Genomic DNA, 21,251 nt, shown 5'->3' on the forward strand with positions numbered 1-21,251 from the left:
ATACCGATCGTCACCGGGGCTTGCCATCCGCTATCAGAGATCGCGCGTCCGCGGGATGACGACCGCCTGGCCGTGTAGTTTGCCGTCCGCGTCGAGAAGCTGCCACAACGTGGCTTCCTCGATCATGAAGCGCTGGCCTGACTTGGTGACACGCACGCCCTTGTAGCCTGCCTCGTAGCCCAGCCGCTGCACCCGGGCAAGGAACTGCTGCCGCTCATCGCGATTCGGGGCCTCGGCCGAGAGTCGCGACGGCAGTTGGATGATTTCGTCCCAGCTATATCCAAAGCGGCGCTGCGCGGCCTTGTTGCCGTAGATAAAGACCGGGTCCGAAGCTGTATTGTGCGCGAGCACCGCAAACGGGGCGCTCTCATAAAGCCACTTTGCAGCTTCGACCACAGACATGGCCTGCGGCACCAGAGGGCGACCGAGAAGCCGGGCGTAGCTGTCGGCAAGAAGCTGATAGAAAGCTGGATTGCACTGGAGTGGGATCATCCGGGACATCTCGACGTGAGGTCTGCTCGACGGTGAAGGCGCACACGATACAGCATCTACGAGCGAGGGCTCATGGTTTCGCGCCGTTCGTTGCCACATCCCGACCGACCGCGGCTTGCAGATACTCACCGAGAAAGTCGATGAACGTACGCAGCTTGGTGGACAGCCTGTTGCGCTCCAGATAAATCGCGTGGATATCGGCGTTCGGCAGTCCCCATTCGATGAGCAGCGGCACCAGTTCCCCGCGTTCGATAAAGCCGCCGATCTCCCACTGCGAGCGCACGACGATGCCGCGCCCATCGAGCGCCCATCGCAGCACGGTACCGCCGTCGTTACTGGACAGCGCGCCATCGACTTTCACGGTCTCCGCACGCTTGCCCCGCGAGAAATGCCATGTGCCGTATGCGGAGTCGTTTTCGCGCAACACGATGCACGCGTGACTCGTCAGATCGTGCGGCACGGACGGCTTGCCATGCCGCTTCAAATACGCCGGCGATGCGCACACGATGCGCCGGTTCTTCAGCAGCAAACGTGCGTTGATGCGCGCGTCCGGCACTTCACCGAACAGGATGCCGAGATCGAAGCCTTCTTCCTGAAGACTGAGCGGGCGCTCGGTCAGTTGCAACTGGATCTTCATCGATGGAAAACGCTCGACGAAGTCGGATACTGCCGGCGCGATATGCGTGCGCCCGAAACCGAACGACGCATTCACGCGCAGCAGGCCGGCCGGTTCGGCACGACTGCGCGTGACGAGCTGTTCCAGTTCCGATAGTTCGTCGAGGATGCGGGAACCGTTCGCGAGATAGAGCTCGCCTTCCGGCGTGAGCGAAAGACGCCGCGTCGTACGATTCATCAGTCGTACGCCAAGGCGCTGCTCCAACTGCGCGAGACGTTTGCTGACGGCCGGCGGTGTCACGCCGAGCTCGCGTGCGGCAGCCGCCAGGTTGCGATTGCGCGCCACCAGCGCAAACAGATTCAGATCGGAAAAGCCATCCATCGCGTCACTCCACGGCTTGCGTGATTCGTTCCTGAAAGTTACGACCGGATTGCTTTTTGGGAAACCCAATCGCTTATGGCATCAATTAGACTGCAAAACAGCGTTGGGAGACAAGCATGTTCGAAGGCTTCACGGAGGCGTCGGTACAGACCGGCGATGTTCGAATTCACGCAGTCAAAGGCGGAAGCGGCCCTGCGCTTCTGCTTTTGCACGGCCATCCGCAAACCCATGCGATCTGGCACAAGGTCGCGCCCGCACTCGCCGAACACTTCACGGTGATCGCCGCCGATCTGCGCGGCTATGGCGACAGCAGCAAGCCGCAGGGTGCCGCCGATCATGCCAACTACTCGAAGCGCCGCATGGCCCTCGACCAGATCGAACTGATGAGCAGCCATGGCTTCACGTCGTTTGCGGTTCTTGGTCATGACCGTGGCGGACGCGTCGCCGCGCGCATGGCGCTCGATCATCCGAACGCGGTGACGCAACTGGTGACGCTCGACGTCGCGCCGACCGTCGCCATGTACGAGCAAACCTCATTCGAGTTTGCGCGTGCCTACTGGCACTGGTTTTTTCTCGTGCGACCAGCACCGTTCCCGGAAACGCTGATTCGCGCCGACCCCGACCTGTATCTGAAGCAGACCATCGGCGCACGCAGCGCAGGGCTCAGCCCGTTTACGCCCGATGCCTACGCGGCGTATCTGCGTTGCCTGTCCGATCCGGCCACCGCACACGGGATCTGCGAAGACTACCGGGCCTCGATCACCATCGACCTCGAACACGACCGCGCGGATTTCGCGGCGGGCAAGCGCATCGAGTGTCCGTTCCTCGCATTGTGGGGAGCGCACGGCGTGGTCGGGCAGTGCTTCGATCCGCTGGCGGAGTGGCGTCGGTGGAGCGCTCGTGTGAGTGGCGAGGCGTTGCCGTGCGGCCACTACATTGCGGAAGAGGCGCCGGCGTTGTTGCTCGACCGCGTGCTCCCGTTTCTGCAACGCTGATTTGTTCGTTTGCTTCTTTTCAGTCGGACCTCACCATGCCTTCATCAACGCTTTACCGCAAACTGGTCGATTCCCACACGGTATCGACCATCGACGCGGAGCACGTCTTGCTCTACGCCGATCTGCACATCATGAACGAGTACACGAGCCCGCAGGCCTTCACGGGGCTGCGCGACAAAGGCTTGCGCGTGCGACGTCCGCGCCAGCAGATGGGTGTCGTCGATCACGTGATTCCGTCCCGGCCGGTGCCGGTGCCCTCACGCACGATCGAGATCGTCGACGCCGCGAAGCAGGCCGCTAACTTCACCCGCAACTGCGTTGAGCAGGGCATTCATCTGTTCGACGTCAACGATCCGATGCAAGGCATCGAACACGTCGTCGCGCCGGAAATCGGTTTGATTCGTCCAGGTATGGTCGTCTTGTGCGGTGACAGCCACACGACGACCTATGGCGCGCTCGGTGCGCTCGGCTTCGGCATCGGTACGTCGGAAGTCGAGCACGTGCTCGCGACGCAGACGCTCGTCTATCGCGTCGCGAGAGACATGCGCATCGTCGTCGACGGCACGCTGCTGCCCGGAGCGACGTCGAAGGATCTCGTGCTGCACATCATCACGCGGATCGGCGCGCAGGGCGCGCGCGGCTACGCGGTCGAGTACACGGGCGAGGCCATCGATGCCCTGTCCGCGGAGGCGCGCATGACCCTGTGCAATATGACGGTGGAAGCGGGCGCGCGTGCCGCGCTGATCGCACCGGACCGCACGACGCTCGACTACGTGCGCAGCAAGGTGCGGGATCTCGATGCGAAGACGCTCGACGCCGCATGCGCCGCATGGTCGCAATTGCGCTCGGATGCCAATGCGCACTTCGACGCCGAGCACTGTTTCGACGCGACGCGCGTCGCACCGTACGTAACGTGGGGAACGAGCCCGGACCAGGCCATACCGGTCGACGGCCGTATTCCGGACTCGGCCGACGGCTCCGGTCTCGACGCCGCGACGATGCGCAAGGCGCTCGACTACATCGCGTTGCCGGCCGGCGCGCCAATCGAGGGCACGCCGATCGACCGCGTCTTCATCGGCTCGTGCACGAACGCGCGCATCGAGGATTTGCGTGCGGTCGCCGAGGTCGTGCGTGGCCGCAAGGTGGCGCCGACGGTGCGCGCGATGGTCGTGCCGGGCTCGGGCATGGTGCGCGATCAGGCGGAGCGCGAGGGTATCGCGCAGGTCCTGATCGACGCCGGATTCGAGTGGCGGCAGCCCGGCTGCTCGATGTGCCTGGCGATGAACGACGACGTGCTCGCACCGGGCGAGCGCTGCGCATCGACGACGAATCGCAATTTCGAAGGGCGCCAGGGGCGCGACAGTAAAACCCATCTGATGAGTCCCGCGATGGCCGCCGCCGCCGCGATCGCGGGGCGCATCGTCGACGTTCGCAAGGAGTTCGCTCATGGCTGAGCCATTCACGATTGCAGGCGTTGCCGCGCCGCTGCCGGTCAACAACCTCGACACCGACCAGATCATGCCGAAGCAGTTTCTGCTCGGCATCGACAAGTCCGGTCTCGCGCGCGGGCTGCTGTACGACCTGCGCTTCGATACGGACGGCCGGGCGCGCGACGAGTTCGTGCTGAACCGTGCCGACTATCAAGGCGCGAAGATCCTGCTGGGCGGTTCGAACTTCGGTTGCGGATCGAGTCGCGAGCATGCGGTGTGGGGCTTGCAGCAGGCCGGTTTCGAAGCAGTGATCGCGCCGAGCTATGGCGAGATCTTCTACTTCAATTCGGCGAACAACCGGCTCTTGCTCGTGACGCTGCCACCGGAGCAGATCGAGGCCTTGGTCGCGGAAGTCGAGAGCGGCAGCGACAAGCGCTTGTCGATCGACGTCGCCAACGAAGTCGTGACGACGCCTTCAGGCCGGCACTATGCGTTCTCGCTGCCGGCACGCCAGAAACGGATGCTGCTCGAAGGGCTCGACACGATCGGCATGACGCTGCGCGACGCGGCTGCGATCGACGCATTCGAGGCCCGTCATTGGGCGGCGCAGCCGTGGTGCCGCATCGATCTGCCCGCGCAGCAGAAACGCGTGTAGGCAGGCAACGAGGCTCGCGCTGCACGGCGCGGGCCACCCACTGATAACCAGACCGTCGATGCAATGCACACGACGGCAGGAGACACATATGAGCTTTGCCACAGTCGGTCCGCAGGATGACACCACGTTCGAGCGCAGCGTCGTACGCAAGGTGTCGCGGCGTATCACGCCGTTCATCATCCTGCTGTACTTCATGAGCTTCCTGAACCGCGTGAACGTCGGCTTCGCGGGCATCACGATGAATCACGACATCGGCCTCACGCAGGCGATGTTCGGCTTCGGCGCGGGGATTTTCTTCGTCGGCTATATCGCGGCCGGGATGCCGTCGAATCTCGCGCTGCAGCGGGTTGGCGCCCGCCGCTGGATCGCGCTGCTGATGGTGGTCTGGGGGCTGCTGTCCGCGGCCACCGCATTCGCGAGTGGGCCGACCAGCTTCTATACGCTGCGCTTCGTGCTCGGCCTCGCCGAAGCGGGCTTTTTCCCCGGCATCATTCTGTACTTGAGCTACTGGTTCCCGGCACGACATCGCGCATTCGTCACCGCGATGTTCATGGCGGCGGCGCCGCTGTCGAACATGATCGGCTCGCCGATCTCGGGTGCGCTGATGGACCTGAACGGCGTCGCGCATCTGCACGGGTGGCAGTGGCTGTTCATCGCCGAGGGTCTGCCGACCGTGCTGCTCGGCATCGCAACGCTCTTTTTCCTGACCGACAAGCCGGAAGACGCGCGCTGGCTCGCGCCGCAGGAGCGGCAGTGGCTCTCGCGCGAGATGCAGCGCGAGCGCGACGCCAGAGCCGCGCAGGGCAAGTCGAGCATCTGGGACGCGGTGAAGGATTCTCGCGTGCTGTTGCTGTCGCTCGTCTATGCGGGGACGTCGACCGGGCTGTACGCGATCGGCATCTGGGCGCCGATGATCATTCACCGGTTCGGGTTCAGTTACTTCGAGCTGGGTCTCGTCAACGCGATCCCGAACCTGTTCGCGGTTGTCACGATGGTGCTGTGGGCGCGCAATTCGGATCGTACGAACGAACGCCGTCTGCACGTCGCGATTGCGTGTCTGGCGGCCGGGATTGGGATGCTGATGTCCGGACATGCGACGAGCGCGCTCGTGCTGATCATCGGACTCTCGATCGCCAACTTCGGCATCAATGCGGCGAAGCCACCGCTGTGGAGCATGCCGACGCAGTTTCTATCGGGTTCCGCCGCGGCGACGGGCATTGCGTTGATCAACGCGATGGGGAGCCTGATCGGCGGCACGATCGGTCCGATGGTGATCGGCAGGCTGCGCGATATGAGCGGCGATTACTCCCTGGGGCTGTATTTCGTCAGCGCGACACTGCTCGTTTCTGCGGTGCTGTCGTATTCGTTCGGACTGCGTGCCCGGCGCGGTGAGCTGCAACCCGGTACGGATACCGCCGGCCCGTGTTGAAGGGCTAGCGACGTCGTTTCCGGACACGTCGGACACGTCGGACGCGCCGGCGCGCCGGGCACGGAACGCACGCTCGCCGCGGTGCGCGAGAGTCGATACGGAAGCTTGGGCACGGGCCAGACGTCGCCGTTCGGGTCGATGGCGGTACTCAACGCATCGTCGCGAAACGCGGCATCCTGGATCAACGTTTGAATGCTCGCCACGTCGCTTTCGGTGGCGAGTGCTGAGCGCTGGTTCCCTGCTGCGAAAAGCGCAGACCATGCGGCCACATCCTGCATTGCGATTTCTATGAACTTGCCCTCGTCGCTCGATAGCGCCGAAAGACGCGCGACGATGGCAAAGAGGGCCGCCTGTCCGCCGAGGATATCCGCAGCCGATGCGCCGATCTTGACCGGTTGACCGTCGCTGCGCGTCAGATCCATCAGGCCACTCATCGCCTGGATCACCGTATCGAATGCGGGCCTCGCCGGATAGGCGCTACAGACGCCGAATCCAGAGATGGAGCAGTAGATGAGGCGTGGATTGATCCCGGCAAGCGTCTCGCGATCGAATCCGAGCTTGGCAAGCGCGCCGGGCCGAAGATTTTCGACGAGCACATCCGCGTCGGCGAGCAGAGTCTTCAGGTACGCGCGGTCATCTTCCTTTTTCAGGTCGAGCGACAGGGTCCGCTTGTCCGTATTGTTCAGAGCGAAAAAATAGCTCGTGCCTCGTTGTCCCGGCGACCAGGTGCGTGAGAGTTCGCCCTCTGGCGCCTCGACTTTCACGACATCGGCGCCGAGGGCCGCAAGATGTTTGCCGACGAGCGGAGCGGTCGTATATTGACCGATTTCGATCACCTTCACGCCGGTGAGCGGACCTGCGTTCAGATCGAAGTCCGCGCGAGTGCTGGTGGCCGCACGCGCTCCGTTGGACAAGGGCGACTCGCGAAACAACGATACTTGGCGATAGGTGTCGCTACGGATTGCAGCCTGGGTCATACACGCCGCGGCGTCTCGATGGCGCAGGGCAAAATTCGGCTCACGCGCAAGTTCTTCGACGGATACGATCGGTCCCGCCGGTATCCCGAGACGCTCACAAAGCGACGAGATGTCCGCCGTGGTCATCGTGGAAGTCCACGTTTCCAGCAAGGCATCGAGTTCTTCGACGTGCCGCACGCGTTCGCTCAGGCTCGAAAAGCGCGCATTCTCCAGATCGGGCTCGCTGGCCGCGCCCTTGATCTTGCGCCATTGATCCTCGGTGCTCGTGCAAATGACGATCCAGCCGTCGCGTGTTCGGTACGCGTTCCAGGGTGCGCAGGAAGGGTGCCGGTTGCCGATGCGTCCAACCGGATCGCCCACGAGTGCCGCGGGCAGAAACGTCGTGAGCGCAGCAACGGCGCACCCGAACAGACTCACGTCGATATTCTGGTTCAGACCGCACATGCGCCTGACGCGCAGCGCCGCGGCGATCGCCGCCGAGGCATAGAGCGCCGCGGAGATCTCGCTGAACGGGACACCGATGCGCACGGGCCCTCCATCCGAAAAACCGGTGGTGTCCATCAGGCCGCTCATCGCCTGGATCTGCGTATCCGAATACACGGTGTTCTCGCTCGTGCGCTGAAGACCCATTGCCGTGATGTCGCAGACGATCGTATCGGCCGATGCCTTGAGCCGTGCGATGACACGCTTTTGCGCCGCAGAGCACGTATCGGACGACACGATCGCCACGTCGTACGCGAAGTCGCCCAGCGACACCGAGTCCGAATACGTGATCCGAGCCCCGGCCTGCGTGAGCACGCTAGCGCTCAGTTCGACGGCCTCGCGCATGCCGCATGCCAGAATCCGCACGTCGTTCAACATGATTGTCTCCTTGAGTCTGTCTGTGTTGCTTCGCACCGACAATGCGCATTCGCTGCGTGCTACCATTTTTCGATGCGAACCCTTCCGTCACTCAACGCGCTGCGTGCCTTCGAGGTCTGCGGCCGTCTGCTCAGCGTGCAGCTCGCGGCCAACGAGCTGAACGTCACGCCCGCTGCCGTCAGCCGGCAGATCAAGCTGCTCGAAGACCAGCTCGGCATGCAGCTGTTCGAGCGCGGTCATCGCTCGATGACGTTGACGGCGGTCGGCGAGCGCTATCTTGCCGACATCGTGCGTGGCTTCGAAACCATGCGAACCGCGACCATCAATCTCACCGAGGCGCGTCGCCGCCGCACGCTGAAGATTCGCGGCTACACGACATTCGCCATGAACTGGCTGCTGCCGCGTCTTTCCACCTTCCATCGCGACCACCCGGATATCGAGGTCATCTTTACGACCTCGCTGCAACCGGTCGACTTCAAGACTGAAGACGTCGATGCCGCGATTCGCCTCTCGCATGCGCCATCGTCGGACATAGGCTCCGATCGCCTCGTGCCTAACGAACTCGTGCCCGTGTGCAGCGCCGACTTCCTGCGCGCGCATCCCGATCTCAACGACGCCACGCCCGCTGCGCTCTCGAAGGTCACGCTTCTACATTCGCTGGCGCGTCGCGAGGACTGGGCGAAATGGCTCGATGCAGCCGAAGTGCGCGGCGTGAATCCGCTTGGCGGCCTCAGCTACGAAAGTTCGGTGCTCGCCTACGCCGCGGCGGTTCAGGGACACGGCGTCGCGATCGCGCAGCGCGTGCTCGTTGCCGATCAGCTGCGCGACGGCACGCTCGTCACGCCGTTCTCATTCGTGCTCGATCTCGGCGCGTTCACTTACTACCTCGTGTATCCGCACGAACATCTGCAGAAGCCCGAGTTCGCCTCGTTTCGCGACTGGCTTCTCTCCGTGAGCGCCGCATCGCCCGACGTTTAACGCCCCTTGAAACGCGGACTGCGTTTTTCAGCGAACGCGACGCGCCCTTCGACTCGATCCTCCGAATCGCGCATTGCGCCCCACGCGAGTTCCGTGAATTCGATCGCCTGCGCAAGCGGCACGTTGCTGCTCGTCTCGACGATCTTCTTGATCATCTGCACCGCGAGCGGGCCGTTGGCCGCGATCGTGTTCGCCATTTGAAGGGCCGTGTCCATCAGCACCGCTGCACCGACGACATCGGAAACGAGACCCACGCGTTCGGCGTAAGCCGCGTCGATCCGGAGGCCGGTGTACAGCATCTTCATCGCGATGGCGGACGGCACGGCCTTTTGCAGCGCCTGTATCCCGCACACCGCCGGAATGCTCGCGACGACCGGCTCGGGCAAGCCGAACATTGCGGTATCCGAAGCAATCCGCAAGTCGCATTGCAACGCGAGTTCGAGTCCACCACCGAGGCAATAACCATTGATCGCCGCGATGAGCGGCTTGAACAGGCGCAGCGACGTCAGGTCCATCATCCGCACGTAAATGCCTTCGGCGGCGGCGCGATCGACGGGTCTCACGAAAGACGAGGCAAAACTCGTTTGCGGCGGCAGCGTGTTCTTGAGGTCGGCCCCGACGCAAAACGACTTGCTTCCGGCGCCTGTGAGGACGATCACGCGCACGTCGTCGTCGTCGCGTGCGGTGGCGAGCGCTGCGCGCAGCGCCTTGAGGCTGTCGAGGTCGAGTGCGTTGAGCGCTTCTGGGCGATCCAGCGTGACGATCGCGACGTGCTCCGACTTGCCGTAGTGAATGGTCATGATCCGCTCCGTCAAACGCTGGGCGAGGACAGCGAACGTCCGCCGCACACGTAGAGCGTTTGCCCCGTGATGTACGAGGATTCTCGCTGGGCGAAAAACGACACGGCTTGTGCGATATCGTCGGGCGTACCAATGCGCTGCGCAGGCACGGACTTCTGCAAACGCTCCTGAAGCGCGGGATCGAAGGTGCGAAAGAGCGGGGTATCGACGATGCCCGGAGCGACGGCGTTGACCGTGACGCCCGCGCTGGCCCATTCGAGCGCGAGGCTGCGCGTGAGGCTGACTACGCCGCCCTTCGACGCCGAATAGTTGGACTGTCCGACGCCGCCGAGCCACGCGCGCGACGCGATATTGACGATGCGCCCATAGCGCGCGGTCGACATCGGTGCGAGCACCGCGCGGCAGCACAAAAACTGCGACTTCAGATTGACGCCGATGACGATGTCCCAGTCGTCGTCGCTCATCTTCGTGATGCGCCTGTCGCGCACGATGCCCGCATTGTTCACCAGGATGTCCACGCGCCCGAAGCGCTCGATCACGGTATCGACAGCTCCATTGACGGCCTCGCTGTTCGTGACGTCGACCGGCAGGCCGATGACCTCGACGCCAGCAGCCGCCAGTTCGGTGCACGCCTGATCGAGCGCCGCGCAATCGAGATCGAACAACGCGATGCGCCGTCCCTGACGCGCCAGCGTCCGGGCGATCCCGAGGCCGATGCCCTGGGCGCCGCCTGTGACGATCGCGACTTCGGTTGAATCAAGTGAAGCGTTCATGACATGTCTCCGTTCAATCCAGTCTGCAATTCATGGATTCCATGCTAGGGCGCGCGAGCCATCCACTTCAAACGACATTTTTAGCGGCTTCGATTGACATTTGATCAATCGAGAGTGGGCGTCTTCGATACAGAAAAAATCAATCGAACGCGCAGAAAAAGTCGGTTGTCCAGCGTGCTTCAGCACACCTAGGATGCGGTCATGTGCCGCCGGGCATCAACATCGACAGACACGGAGACAAGCATGGAAACCACCCTTCCGGGCGTAGCGGAACCCTCCTCGGTGACGCTCACGCGAGCGCAGAAGAGAGCCATCGTCGCGGCGACGCTCGGCACCATCGTCGAGTTCACGGACTGGATCATTTACGCGACGTTTGCCTCGCTTTTCTCGCGGCATTTCTTTCCCGCGCACGACGAACGCGTGTCGTTGCTGTCGGCCTTCGCGGTGTTCGCCGTCGGCTTCGTGATGCGCCCGATCGGTGGCGCATTGCTCGGCGCCTACGCGGACCGACGTGGGCGCAAGAATGGCCTCGCGTTGTCGGTGGCGTTGATGGCGGGCAGTTCACTCGTGATCGCGACGTGCCCTGGATATCGATCAATCGGTTTCGCCGCACCCGTCGTTCTCGTTCTTGCACGGCTCGTGCAAGGTTTTGCGGCGGGTGGCGAGTTTGGCTCCGCGGCGACGTTTCTGATCGAATCGTCGGCGCCTTCGCGGCGCGGTTTCGCGGGCTCGTGGCAGCACTTTGCGGTCAACGCGGGCGTGCTCGTGGCCGCCTCGGTCGGCGCGCTGCTGACCTCGTTCATCGAGCCGTCCGGGATGGCGGAATACGGCTGGCGAATCGCGTTCGGCATCGCGGGGGCGATGGGTTTCGTCGCACTTTGGGTGCGGCTCGCGGTCGCCGAAACCGACGCGTTCCGCAAGGTCGCGAGGCACGCGCAGTCGCGCCATCCGTTCATCTCGATCGTGCGCGATCACTGGCGCGCTGCGCTGCGCGTGGTCGGCATCGCGATGGCGGGCAATCTCTGCATCTATCTCTGGCTCGTGCTATTTCCGACGCTCGCGCATTTGAGAACCGGCCTGCCGCTTTCCTCTGCGTTTCGGGCGAGCGTGATTTCCATCGTGGTATCGCTGATCGCGATTCCGTTGTTCGGCATGTTGTCGGATCGCGTGGGACGCAAGCCGGTTCTGCTTGTGTTCGCCGGCGGCTCGGCACTCTTTGCGTGGCCCGCACTGAGCCTGCTCTCCAACAACTTCTGGAATGCGACCGTGATCGTCACGATCGGCATGGTGCTGTCATCGGGCTTCGCCGCGACCTGCGCGACCGTGATGGCCGAGCAGTTTCCCGCGCACGTGCGCGCCACCGGTGTCGGACTGCCCTATGCGATATCCGCGGCGCTGTTTGGCGGCACGCTGCCGTACATCGTCACCGCGATGTCCAACTCGGGGTTGTCGAAGTACTTGTGGATCTACGTGGCACTCGTGTGCGCGGTGGGTTTCGTCGTGTATGCGCGTATGCCGGAAACGCGCGGAAAGATCCTCGATTGATGCATTTTCCTCAGGAGACAGCAATGCGAGAAGTAGTCATTGGCGGCGTCGGCATGACGTCATTTGGGAAGTTCCTCGAACGCAATCTGAAGTCGCTTTCCGAGGAAGCGGTCGCGTCTGCTCTCAAGGATGCGCGCGCGAGCGTGAACGACGTCGAGCGCATTTTCTTTGGCAACGCCGCGGCGGGCGTCGTGACGGGACAGGAAATGATTCGTGCGCAAGCGTCGTTGCGCAATACTGGACTCGATGGAAAACCCATGTTCAACGTGGAGAACGCGTGCGCCTCGGGTAGTACGGCGCTCAATCTCGCGTGGTGGTCGGTCGCGTCGGGGCAGTCGGAAACGGCGCTGGTCGTCGGGGTCGAGAAGTTATCGCACGAAGACAAGGCGATTTCATTCGGCGCATTCGCGAAAGCGGTCGATCTCGAAGAGCCGTTGCCCGAAGGCGTCACCACCGGCACCGGATCGCTGTTCATGGATCTTTATGCAGCGAAAGCCCGCAAGTGGATGAAGCGAACCGGCGCCGATGCGAGCGATTTCGCACGCGTCGTCGTGAAGAGCCGCCGCGCGGGATCGCTGAATCCACTCGCGCAGTTCCGCAAGGAGACGACCGTCGATGAAGTCCTGTCGAGCCGCATGGTCAGCGATCCGTTGACGCTGTTCATGTGTTCGTCGATCGGTGATGGGGGCGCGGCCCTGTTCATCTGCTCGGAAGACTATGCACGCAAGCACGACATCGCGCCGGTGTTCATCCGTGCGAGTTCGATCGTCTCCGCGAAGGCCGACGGCTCGGGCGAACTGGTCGCGGTGCGCGCGGCCAGAGAGGCGTATGAGGCGGCCGGCATTGGACCGGAAGACGTGGATGTCGTCGAACTGCACGATGCATCGGCGCCGGCCGAGCTGATTCATTACGAGAATCTCGGCCTTTGCGCCCCCGGCGATGCGCCGAAGCTGATTCGCTCCGGCGATACGGATATCGGCGGACGCGTTTCCGTGAATCCGAGCGGCGGATTGCTGTCGCGTGGTCATCCTGTGGGCGCGACGGGCGTGGCGCAGATCGTCGAACTCACGCAGCAGTTGCGCGGTAGAGCGGGCGCGCGCCAACGTCCTGGGGCGAAGGTGGCGCTCGCCGAAAACAACGGTGGTCAGTTGGCCGGCGATTCCGCTGTCGCTCTCGTCACCATTCTGTCGACCTAAGCTAACCAGGGTGTCGGCGCGCTTCGCACTTTAGCCGCGCAAAGGCCTTAACCCCGTGCGCACTTCGTTCGCGAAGATCATCGGTTCTTCCCATGCCGCGAAGTGCCCGCCCGTTTCGGGTTTGTTGAAGTAAATCAGGTTGTGATAGGCCTTTTCGGTCCAGCTCTTCGGCGCCTGGTAGTTTTCTCCCGGAAATGCGCTCACTGCGGCAGGCACGTTGACGTCGGCCGCGAGGAAAAAATTCGCGTGCGACTCCCAATAGAAGCGCGCCGCCGAAATGCCGGTGTTGGTCAGCCAGTAAAGCGTGATGTCGTCGAGTATGTCGTCTCGGGTCAGCGCGCCGGCTGAATGACCGTTGACGGGATGACCGAGCACGGCTGCGCTCAACGCCGCCGCGGGCTGGCCGTAGCCGTCGCCATGGTCGAGCAGCCAGGAAGCCAGCGCCACCGGCGAGTCCGCGAGTCCGTACAGCGTCTGCGGGCGCGTGGCCATTTCGAAAGCGTAGCCGCGCTTCTTTTTGAAGTTGGCACTCAACTGCTCATACGCGTGCTTTTCGTCGTCCGATAAGCCGGCAGGCATCGGGTCGCCAGCGGCAAGCGACTTCAGAACATCCGCCGGAACGGCGGCGGGGAAGTTCACATGAATGCCGATCAGTTCGGGCGGCGCCTGTTTGGCCATGATGTTCGTGACGATCCCGCCGAGATCGCCGCCCTGCGAAGCAAAGCGCTCGTAGCCAAGGCGTTTCATCAATGTGACCCACGCACGCGCGGTGCGCTCCGGTCCCCAGCCCGTTGTGGTAGGTCGCGCCGAAAAGCCGTAACCGGGCAAGGAGGGAATCACGAGATGAAAAGCATCCGAAGCCGGCGCGCCGTAGGCAGTCGGATTGACGAGCGGGTCGATGATCTTGAACTGTTCGATGACCGAGCCGGGCCAGCCGTGGGTCACGATCAACGGCATCGCGTTGTCGTGCTTCGAGCGCACGTGAATGAAATGGATATCGAGTCCGTCAATCTCGGTGATGAACTGCGGATACGAGTTCAGCCGCGCTTCGCATTTGCGCCAGTCATAGCCCGTTGCCCAATATTGCGCGAGTCCCTGAATGGTCGCGAGCTGAATGCCCTGCGATTCGTCGGGCACTGTCTCGCGATCCGGCCAGCGCGTGGCCTTGATGCGGCCCCGCATGTCGGCGAGCTGCGAGTCGGGGACATGAACCCGGAACGGCCGGAGCGCCGTCTTGTCGCCGTTCGCGGGTTCGGTAATCACGCCGATGGACGGGCTCGTTTCCGCAAAGGCGAGCCGGCTCAGCGAGCCTGCCGCGAGCACTGCGGCGGCCATACCGACAAAGTGCCGGCGCGATGAGGATCGAGGTGTGTCTTCTGACATGGGATCGTTCTCCTGCCCTGGATCAGCGTGTCGCGTTGCGCGAGAAGTCTGCGATGTGCAGTCTCACGAAGTCGTACATGCTCATGGGTTTGCGGCCCGTGAGTTCGAACAGGTCGTTCGTCATGCGGTCGTATCGTCCCTGAACGTGCAGGTCGGCCATCACGGTCAGGTGAGCGACGACGTGAGCGGGAATGCCGAGTTCGCGCAATTTGTCCGACCACGGCGCGACGTCCACATTCCGGTAACGGATCGGCCGGCCGAGCGCGTCTGAAAAGACCCGCGCGGCTTGTTCGAGATCCGTTGATTCAAGACCAGTCAGGTTATAGATCCTGCCGATATGGGGCGCAGGGTCTTCGAGAATCACCGAAACCGCGTTCGCGACGTCAACGGCTGAAATGGGCGACGTCTTGCTATTGCCGAGCGGCAGTGCAAGTTCGTCGTTGTCGCGCACGCCGGCTGCGCCAAGCGTCAGGAAGAAGCTCTCGAGAAACGCCGTGGGCCGTACCGTGACGACGGGCAGCCCCGACCACTGCAAAACCTGCTCAGCGAGCCAGTGCAGTTTATGCTGGGGGCTGTCAGTCGTCTCCGTGATGCTCATTTCAGTGACTGTCATCTGCGACATGTTCACGATGGCTTCGACGCCATGATGACGCGCCACGGCAGCGAAATTGACGGTTGCTTCGAGATACGCCGGGGAGACGGACATGCCGAAATAGACGCGCGAACAGTCTTCGATCGCGCGGTGCAGCGAGGCGAGATCGGTCAGATCACCGACCACCACTTCGGCGCCAAGACGGCGCAGCTCGCTCGCGCGATCGTCTTCCTTGCGCACCAGCGCCCGCACTTTATAGCCTTTCGCCAGCAATGACGTTGTCACATTGCGGCCGATTCCGCCAATCGCGCCTCCGGCGCCCGTCACGAGAATGGGCCGATCATGAGCAGGGTTCGATGTCATATCACTTACCTTTCAGGGAAAAAAATCCTGTTTATGTATGCATATACACACACAGGCATGAAAAAATGCGCGCGGGGCGATTTGAAGTTTAGAAGTCACGCAGCCTGGCTGCGCAGATCGTCGGAACTCTGGTCGTTGACGATCGCCGGGTGCGAAGCGCGCTCGTGAACATGCGCGCTCGGCGTACGGTCGATCATCAGACTCAGCAATTCGGGGCGGTTGTAGTGGCCGGCCGAGTCCATCAGCATCTTGCGGCGGTCGATTTGAGCGAAGTCGAGATCGACGATCACTTCGCCTTCACCCGAGCGAAGCGGTTCGGCCATCAGCATGCCGTCAGGCGCGACGATCGTGGTGAAACAGCCGCCCGAGATCGGACCGATTCCACAACCGGTATCTTTCATGATCTGCGCCTGCTGGTCCGCGTCCAGCCACGCCGTTGCATTGACGACGAACGCGCCGGATTCGAGCGCATGCTGGCGGATGTTGATTTCCATGCGCTGGCTAAAGCCCTCGCCAAAGGCGGAACCGGGGTACATCGCCGAATGGATCTGCTCGCCGTCGGCGATCATCGCGTAGCGAGCGAGGGGATTGTTGTGCTCAAAGCATGCGAGTTGGCCGATGCGGCCGACTGCGCTGTCGACTGCACGCAAGCCCGAGCCATCTCCCTGGCCCCAGATCATGCGTTCGAAATGCGTCGGCGTGATTTTGCGGCGTCGCTGGATCAGCGTACCGTCGGCGTCGAAGAGCAATTGCGTGTTGTAGAGCGTGCCGCCATCGCGCTCATTGACACCAATGGAAACGACCATGCCTGCCTGTCGTGCGGCTGCGCCGATTGCCTCGGTAGCAGCGGACGGCACGGTCACGGCCTGTTCGAAGAGGCGCAGATGTTCGGTGCCCGAGAGAAGCTCGATGCCCGTCTGGACGGCCGCAAAATAAGGGTAGTAGGGCACGACCGTTTCGGGGAAGGTGGCGAACTGCACACCTTTCTGGCCGAGATCGTGGATCTTCCGCACGACCTTGGCGATGGTTGCTTCACGACTATAGAGCACCGGACTGAACTGGACGGCGGCGGCTTTGACGACTTTCATCACAAACTCCTTGACGGGGGGGTACCAAACGTTGGCCGATCTTGCATAGGCAACATCGACCGAAAACTTCAGAGCATGCGCAGCGGCAATTTGCGCGCGATATCGATGAGCTCATGGGCGCCCCCTTCGCCGAGAAAGCTCGTCGCGTGGCTCTGTGCAACCGACCACGCGCTTGCGGCGTTTTTGAGCAGCGCTTGGCCTTCGTGCGTGAGCGAGAGAGGGCGGCTTCGACCGTCGCTTGCCGGGACGTCCTCGGCAATCCAGCCTTGTGCAATCAGCGGCTGCAGATTCCTTGTCAGCGTCGAGCGCTCGTGATGATTTCTTCGACTCAGATCTGAGCGGCTGATAGGCCCGAACTTCGCGATCAGCACGAGCAATGAGAATTGCGGCGCCACGATGCCGAAGGGACGCAACGCGTCGTCATAGACGGAAGTCAGGACTCGGGAGATCTGCCGGGCGCGCGTCAACAGACAATCGCGCGCGATCAGGCTGCCCGGCGGCTCATCCGCGGTGCGGTCCTGTACAACGGTTCCGTTCGACTCGTGTTGCATATGCACGACCTCGGTAAGCCCAATTTATGCGGTGCGGTGTCTTGCTCGCGATGGGCGTATTTGAGCGGATGAACGTATCCCGCTTGTGTCCGAAATTCGCTTGTATGTAAGCGTGCGTATCCCTACCTGGTGTAGATACGTTGAGATACAGAACGATAGTGCGGGGAATGGAGGAGGGAAGCGGTGAGGGGTGCGGCGTGATGATCCCGCGAGGTCTGAGCGGCCGTTGCGGTCTGACTCGGCTTATCTACTCTCCGCTGCGGCACGCGAGAACCGCATCTGATATTCACTTGGCGACAACCCGGTCTTGCGCTTGAACAACTGCCGAAACGTGCTGATATCGCCATAACCGACCTGCTGACTCACCGTCTCAAGCCTGATTGGGCGCGTTTCCAGCAACCTTTTCGCGACCTCGATACGCAGATTCTGCAGATACGTCAAAGGTGCGAGCCCGACGGCTTCCTTGAAACGGCGATTGAGCGTTCGTTCGCTGACTGCAAGCGACGCCGCCAGATCGCTCAACCGGAATCCCTGCTGCAACGTAGCCTCCATCTGCTGCTGGGCGCGCGCGACAAGCGTGTCGGTATGTCCGTGTTCGTCGAGAAGCGTTGCAAAGGATGCCTGCGAAGTCCGGTTCATGTCGATCAACAGCGCCTTCGCGGTCAACGCGGCGAGTTCCTCGCCGGCGAATGTCTCCACGAGCCGCACCGCGAGATTCAGATACGACGTCACGGAACCGCCGGAGATGATGCCGTCTTGCGCGATCAGCAGTTCCTGTGCGCGAACTTCGACACGCGGATAGCGGCGCGCGAAGTCCGCGGCTCTCGCCCAGTGCGTCGTTGCGGCGCGGCCATCCAGCAGGCCCGCCTCGGCGAGCAGGTAGTTGGCCGTGCAATAAGCGGCCAGCACGGCACCTGCCTTGCGCTGACGCCGCAGTGCTGAAGACAGCGCGTTCAATTGCTCGCGGCGCCCGATAAATTCGTCGACGTTCGAGAAAAACGGTGCTGTCAGCAGAACGGCGTCTGCCCGTTTGCGCGGGTCGATCTTGCCGTCGACGTGAATGGTATGCCCGGATGCAGCCGTGACGGGTTGCCCGTCGAGAGATTCCACGCGCCATCCAAACACGGGCGCGGATGTCGTGCCGGGTGCAACTTTGCGCGCATGGAATTGATTGGCCGCGCTGAAGACGTCCACAGGGCCCGCGACGCCGGAGGCGAGAATTCCGTCGTAGACCCAGATGCGAACGATGGTCATGGCGTGTCTGAAATTCCTTGAATAATGGCGATACTGCCACTTCCTGCCGCACGAGTAAACCGCGATCATGGCCACATCCGATGACCTGAAAGCAGGAGCAGCACCATGCCGATCATCGATGCACTATGGCCCGAAGACGCTTTGACGCTCGAAGCAGCGCTCGATGCCGCTAGCGCAGGCATGACGAGCAAACCGTAACCGGAGCCCAGCATGAAATTCAACGACACGGCGCCCTTGCTGGCGCCCGCAGGCGGTCCGCCGCTCTGGCTGACGAGGCTCGCCGAAAACGCGACGCTCGAAGCCACCGTCCTGAAGCGTCCGATCGAGGGACGAGCCGACATTCTCGCCGTGATTAAACACGCGGTCTCGCTCTATGAATTTCAGCATCACAGCTACAAGGGCGAGATCGGCAACGGTTTGTACCTGGAATCCTATCGGTCGCAGATCCAGGGCGTGCCGATCGAAACGGTGGTCGTCGCGCATCTGAACGAACAGGGGGAGACCGATTCCGTGGTCATCAATCATCGCCCGCTCAATGCGGCGCTGCTGTTTTCGAAGCAGATGTGGGAACGCGTCGATGAACGCTTCCGCGATCGCTATCTGACGGGAGCAGAAGCCGCGGCGCTGAATGCGGCATCTGGTGTTGCCTCGCGCCAGCCGTCAGAGTGATGCGAAAAGAGCACGACATGATGAAACGGATTCTCCTTGATTTGACAACAGCCTCTGTGCTGGCCACTTCCGCTGGAGTTTCCATGGCACACACCACTCCAATGCCCACCACGCCAACCACGAAGATATTGGCAATTGGCACCTTTCCGCCGGGCACGGACATGCAGCTCGTCCAACACATTCTTCCGACCGAAGTTCGCGAGACGGCTCAGCTCTATCTCGAGGGCAAAATTGACCAGTGGTATTCGCTGCAAGACCGGGCTGGGGTAGCGTTCATCCTGAACGTTACGGACCAAAGTGAAGCGCATGAAATGCTCGAGGCACTTCCCTTGGGGAGAGCGCACCTGATGACGTTCTCGCTGCTCCCACTAGGCCCACTGAAGCCATTGAGCAAGCTTTTGAATCCGCCGTCCCCCCAGTAGAAAGCGCTCGCCCAACGAGGCGGACATGATTGAGCGGGCTTGGCGTTGACTTCGCCGACGCTCGCAGGACGGCGATGCTCCGTTATAGGGTAAACCTGATTGTTACGTCGAAGCGGCGCAGCGTCGACGGTGAAGTCGCGCACCTGTGAGTCGCTTCGAAGCGTTCGGACTCCCGGTTGTGCGGCACGTCGGCGAGATCATCGACATTGACTGCTGGACTATTACTATTCTCGACCGGACATCCAGGAGATTTAACGATTGTCTCGAAAGTGGTGCAGAAAGCGGAGACAGAATTTTAAGATAATTGCTTTCGTGCTTGCCATCTTGCCTGCCGCTTGAGAAGTCGGAGTCTTTCAACGCGATGACGACTCCCCTGACTCGCAATGTCAATTGAGCCGCCGTTGCGCGCCCATGCGTGGCGCATATGGAGCGCGCATGAGCAGAAGAGCGATGTGTCGCCTTCCATATGGTCGTTATCGAGGTCGTAATCGAATTTAATTTGTTATCTGATTACGATGTTTATATCGATTCTTTATCACCGAAATTAATCGAGTTATCGAATCTTTTATAGAAGCCATTTCTCTTGCTGGCCGAATTAACGAGCTATCGATAATCGGTATTCTCCGAATAAAAATTTCGGAAGATCGGTCTCCCGGCAAGTGATGTCAGTCGCTCGAAAAGCCTAACGAACGTTCGGAAACGCGGCACCAAGGTGCCATCGCAGGCGCTTCTGCGCATAGTCCGTTCGCTAAATCAACTTTTCAATAACTGCTTCGTAATTGGCCGCGCACGGACTAATGATAGCTGTCAGATTACTGTCTTGTCGCTGTAAAAAGTCTGTGTTCTAATGCAGCCTAAATTTTCCAGACCGGCAGGCATGCACCGATCGTGCGTGATACCAAACCGGCCTGACAAGTAAGTCACGGTTTCTTCTTCAAAGGCCATTACCCCTGACCAAGGTAGTGTTCATGGCCTGGAGGAAACCGCGGGGGACGAGCGCTAGAACTGCTACCAGCGCTCTATACGGCAGCCTGCCATCCGCGCAGGTTCGCCCAGCCCTGCAGTGGGTAGCCTGATTCAAAGAAAACTAAAGAAAGGCGCTCACGTTGACGACAACCCGTCAGCGGGCTCGAACTCGCGCGCATGCCGCGGGTGTGATCCTGCGCTCTTCGACCGGCTTTTGTACTTTGTACCCATGCGCTCGTCAATGAAGCGGGCGTTAGCGTTTGTTGTCCTAAACAGTCAAGCGTTTCCGGAGAGATTCATGTCGAACAGTTTGCAGAAATGGGTTGGGCGTAACCGTCCGCCGCGTGTCCAGATCACCTATGACGTCGAAGTCGGCGACGCGGTCGAGAAGCGTGAGCTTCCGCTCGTGGTCGGCCTGCTGGCGGACCTTTCGGGTCACCCGGCTACGCCGCTGCCCAAGCTCAAGGAGCGTCGTCTGGTCGACATCGACCGCGACAATTTCGACGAGATCATGGGCAAGATCGGCCCGCGCCTCGATCTTTCCGTGCCCGACACGATGAAGGGCGCCGGCAATATCAAGGTCGAGCTGAATTTCGAAAAGTTCGAGGACTTCCACCCGGAAAGCATCGTGAATCAGGTGCCGCGCCTCGCGAAGCTGCTCGAAGCGCGCCAGCAACTGCGCGATCTGCTCGCCAAACTCGACGGCAACGACGAACTCGATTCGATGCTCGAGCGCATCGTGCAGAGCAGTGAGGAACTGAAGAAGGTTCAAAGCCAGGCTCAGGCCAGCAATGCACCCGCGGCTGCGGGTGACGTACCGGCCGAATAAGTCACG

19 protein-coding genes and 1 pseudogene are annotated in these 21,251 nt (G+C 61.8%); 10 read left to right on the forward strand and 10 right to left on the reverse strand.

The window, feature by feature from the left end:
- Positions 1-33: 33 nt before the first annotated feature.
- Both CI15_RS19630 and CI15_RS19635 read right to left on the reverse strand, forming a co-directional pair.
- Positions 34-492, reverse strand: coding sequence for an MEKHLA domain-containing protein (locus CI15_RS19630; protein WP_062130012.1), 459 nt, complete (start codon positions 490-492; stop codon positions 34-36).
- A 70-nt stretch (positions 493-562) separates the two neighbouring features.
- Entirely contained in the window at positions 563-1,489 is a 927-nt protein-coding gene (locus tag CI15_RS19635; RefSeq protein WP_062130014.1) for a LysR family transcriptional regulator, read from the reverse strand.
- A gap of 116 nt (positions 1,490-1,605) precedes the next feature.
- Between CI15_RS19635 and CI15_RS19640 the strand changes: the two genes are divergently transcribed.
- The 4 genes from CI15_RS19640 to CI15_RS37740 all read left to right on the forward strand — a co-directional run bounded on the left by CI15_RS19640 (position 1,606) and on the right by CI15_RS37740 (position 5,998).
- Positions 1,606-2,484: an alpha/beta fold hydrolase gene (locus tag CI15_RS19640; protein WP_062130016.1), complete on the forward strand. Its 879-nt coding sequence runs from the start codon at positions 1,606-1,608 to the stop codon at positions 2,482-2,484.
- A 35-nt stretch (positions 2,485-2,519) separates the two neighbouring features.
- A complete protein-coding gene (gene leuC / locus CI15_RS19645) occupies positions 2,520-3,938 on the forward strand; it encodes a 3-isopropylmalate dehydratase large subunit (RefSeq protein WP_062130018.1) in 1,419 nt (472 codons plus the stop codon).
- Positions 3,931-4,569, forward strand: coding sequence for a 3-isopropylmalate dehydratase small subunit (gene leuD / locus CI15_RS19650; protein ID WP_062130020.1), 639 nt, complete (start codon positions 3,931-3,933; stop codon positions 4,567-4,569). Before leuC ends, leuD begins: the two co-directional genes overlap by 8 nt.
- An 88-nt stretch (positions 4,570-4,657) precedes the next feature.
- Positions 4,658-5,998 (forward strand): MFS transporter, encoded by a 1,341-nt coding sequence (locus CI15_RS37740; RefSeq protein WP_062130023.1) that lies wholly within the window; start codon positions 4,658-4,660, stop codon positions 5,996-5,998.
- 248 nt (positions 5,999-6,246) lie between these two features.
- On the opposite strand, the pseudogene CI15_RS35495 reads toward CI15_RS37740, so the two are convergent.
- Positions 6,247-7,902: pseudogene (locus tag CI15_RS35495) on the reverse strand (CaiB/BaiF CoA-transferase family protein); the annotation flags it as partial.
- 6 nt (positions 7,903-7,908) lie between these two features.
- On the opposite strand from CI15_RS35495, the gene CI15_RS19665 reads away from it, so the two are divergent.
- A complete protein-coding gene (locus CI15_RS19665) occupies positions 7,909-8,814 on the forward strand; it encodes a LysR substrate-binding domain-containing protein (RefSeq protein ID WP_062130025.1) in 906 nt (301 codons plus the stop codon).
- Here the strand turns inward: CI15_RS19665 and CI15_RS19670 are convergent.
- Together CI15_RS19670 and CI15_RS19675 are read right to left on the reverse strand one after the other, a co-directional pair.
- A complete protein-coding gene (locus CI15_RS19670; protein ID WP_062130027.1) occupies positions 8,811-9,614 on the reverse strand; it encodes an enoyl-CoA hydratase/isomerase family protein in 804 nt (267 codons plus the stop codon). The genes CI15_RS19665 and CI15_RS19670 overlap by 4 nt on opposite strands.
- Positions 9,615-9,625: 11 nt before the next feature.
- Positions 9,626-10,387, reverse strand: a complete 762-nt coding sequence (locus tag CI15_RS19675) for an SDR family oxidoreductase (RefSeq protein WP_062130029.1) — start codon at positions 10,385-10,387, stop codon at positions 9,626-9,628.
- 243 nt (positions 10,388-10,630) lie between these two features.
- Here CI15_RS19675 and CI15_RS19680 point away from each other — a divergent pair, with 243 nt between their 5' ends.
- Together CI15_RS19680 and CI15_RS19685 are read left to right on the forward strand one after the other, a co-directional pair.
- Entirely contained in the window at positions 10,631-11,932 is a 1,302-nt protein-coding gene (locus CI15_RS19680; RefSeq protein WP_062130030.1) for an MFS transporter, read from the forward strand.
- A 23-nt stretch (positions 11,933-11,955) separates the two neighbouring features.
- Positions 11,956-13,128 carry a thiolase family protein gene (locus CI15_RS19685; RefSeq protein ID WP_062130032.1) on the forward strand — a complete coding sequence of 391 codons (1,173 nt, stop codon included), beginning with the start codon at positions 11,956-11,958 and terminating at the stop codon, positions 13,126-13,128.
- A 30-nt stretch (positions 13,129-13,158) separates the two neighbouring features.
- On the opposite strand, the gene CI15_RS19690 is transcribed toward CI15_RS19685, so the two are convergent.
- The 5 genes from CI15_RS19690 to CI15_RS19710 form a co-directional block, all read right to left on the reverse strand.
- Positions 13,159-14,511 (reverse strand): epoxide hydrolase, encoded by a 1,353-nt coding sequence (locus tag CI15_RS19690; RefSeq protein ID WP_062130034.1) that lies wholly within the window; start codon positions 14,509-14,511, stop codon positions 13,159-13,161.
- 22 nt (positions 14,512-14,533) lie between these two features.
- On the reverse strand, positions 14,534-15,466 hold the full coding sequence (locus tag CI15_RS19695; protein WP_062130036.1) for an NmrA family NAD(P)-binding protein: 933 nt from the start codon (positions 15,464-15,466) through the stop codon (positions 14,534-14,536).
- A gap of 95 nt (positions 15,467-15,561) precedes the next feature.
- Entirely contained in the window at positions 15,562-16,554 is a 993-nt protein-coding gene (locus tag CI15_RS19700) for a carbon-nitrogen hydrolase family protein (RefSeq protein ID WP_062130038.1), read from the reverse strand.
- 68 nt (positions 16,555-16,622) lie between these two features.
- Positions 16,623-17,105 carry a MarR family winged helix-turn-helix transcriptional regulator gene (locus tag CI15_RS19705; protein WP_062130043.1) on the reverse strand — a complete coding sequence of 161 codons (483 nt, stop codon included), beginning with the start codon at positions 17,103-17,105 and terminating at the stop codon, positions 16,623-16,625.
- 243 nt (positions 17,106-17,348) lie between these two features.
- On the reverse strand, positions 17,349-18,359 hold the full coding sequence (locus CI15_RS19710) for a GlxA family transcriptional regulator (RefSeq protein WP_062130045.1): 1,011 nt from the start codon (positions 18,357-18,359) through the stop codon (positions 17,349-17,351).
- Positions 18,360-18,569: 210 nt separating this feature from the next.
- On the opposite strand from CI15_RS19710, the gene CI15_RS19715 reads away from it, so the two are divergent.
- The 3 genes from CI15_RS19715 (at position 18,570) to tssB (ending at position 21,245) form a co-directional block, all read left to right on the forward strand.
- The gene (locus CI15_RS19715; protein ID WP_062130047.1) at positions 18,570-19,028 is read left to right on the forward strand and encodes a hypothetical protein; all 459 of its coding nucleotides are present in this window, start codon (positions 18,570-18,572) and stop codon (positions 19,026-19,028) included.
- Positions 19,029-19,111: 83 nt separating this feature from the next.
- Positions 19,112-19,450, forward strand: coding sequence for a muconolactone Delta-isomerase family protein (locus CI15_RS19720; protein WP_062130405.1), 339 nt, complete (start codon positions 19,112-19,114; stop codon positions 19,448-19,450).
- A 1,264-nt stretch (positions 19,451-20,714) separates the two neighbouring features.
- Positions 20,715-21,245, forward strand: coding sequence for a type VI secretion system contractile sheath small subunit (tssB, locus tag CI15_RS19725; protein WP_062130049.1), 531 nt, complete (start codon positions 20,715-20,717; stop codon positions 21,243-21,245).
- Positions 21,246-21,251 lie beyond the last annotated feature (6 nt).

The sequence above is a fragment of the Paraburkholderia monticola genome, assembly GCF_001580545.1.
In the GTDB taxonomy this organism is placed as follows: domain Bacteria; phylum Pseudomonadota; class Gammaproteobacteria; order Burkholderiales; family Burkholderiaceae; genus Paraburkholderia; species Paraburkholderia monticola.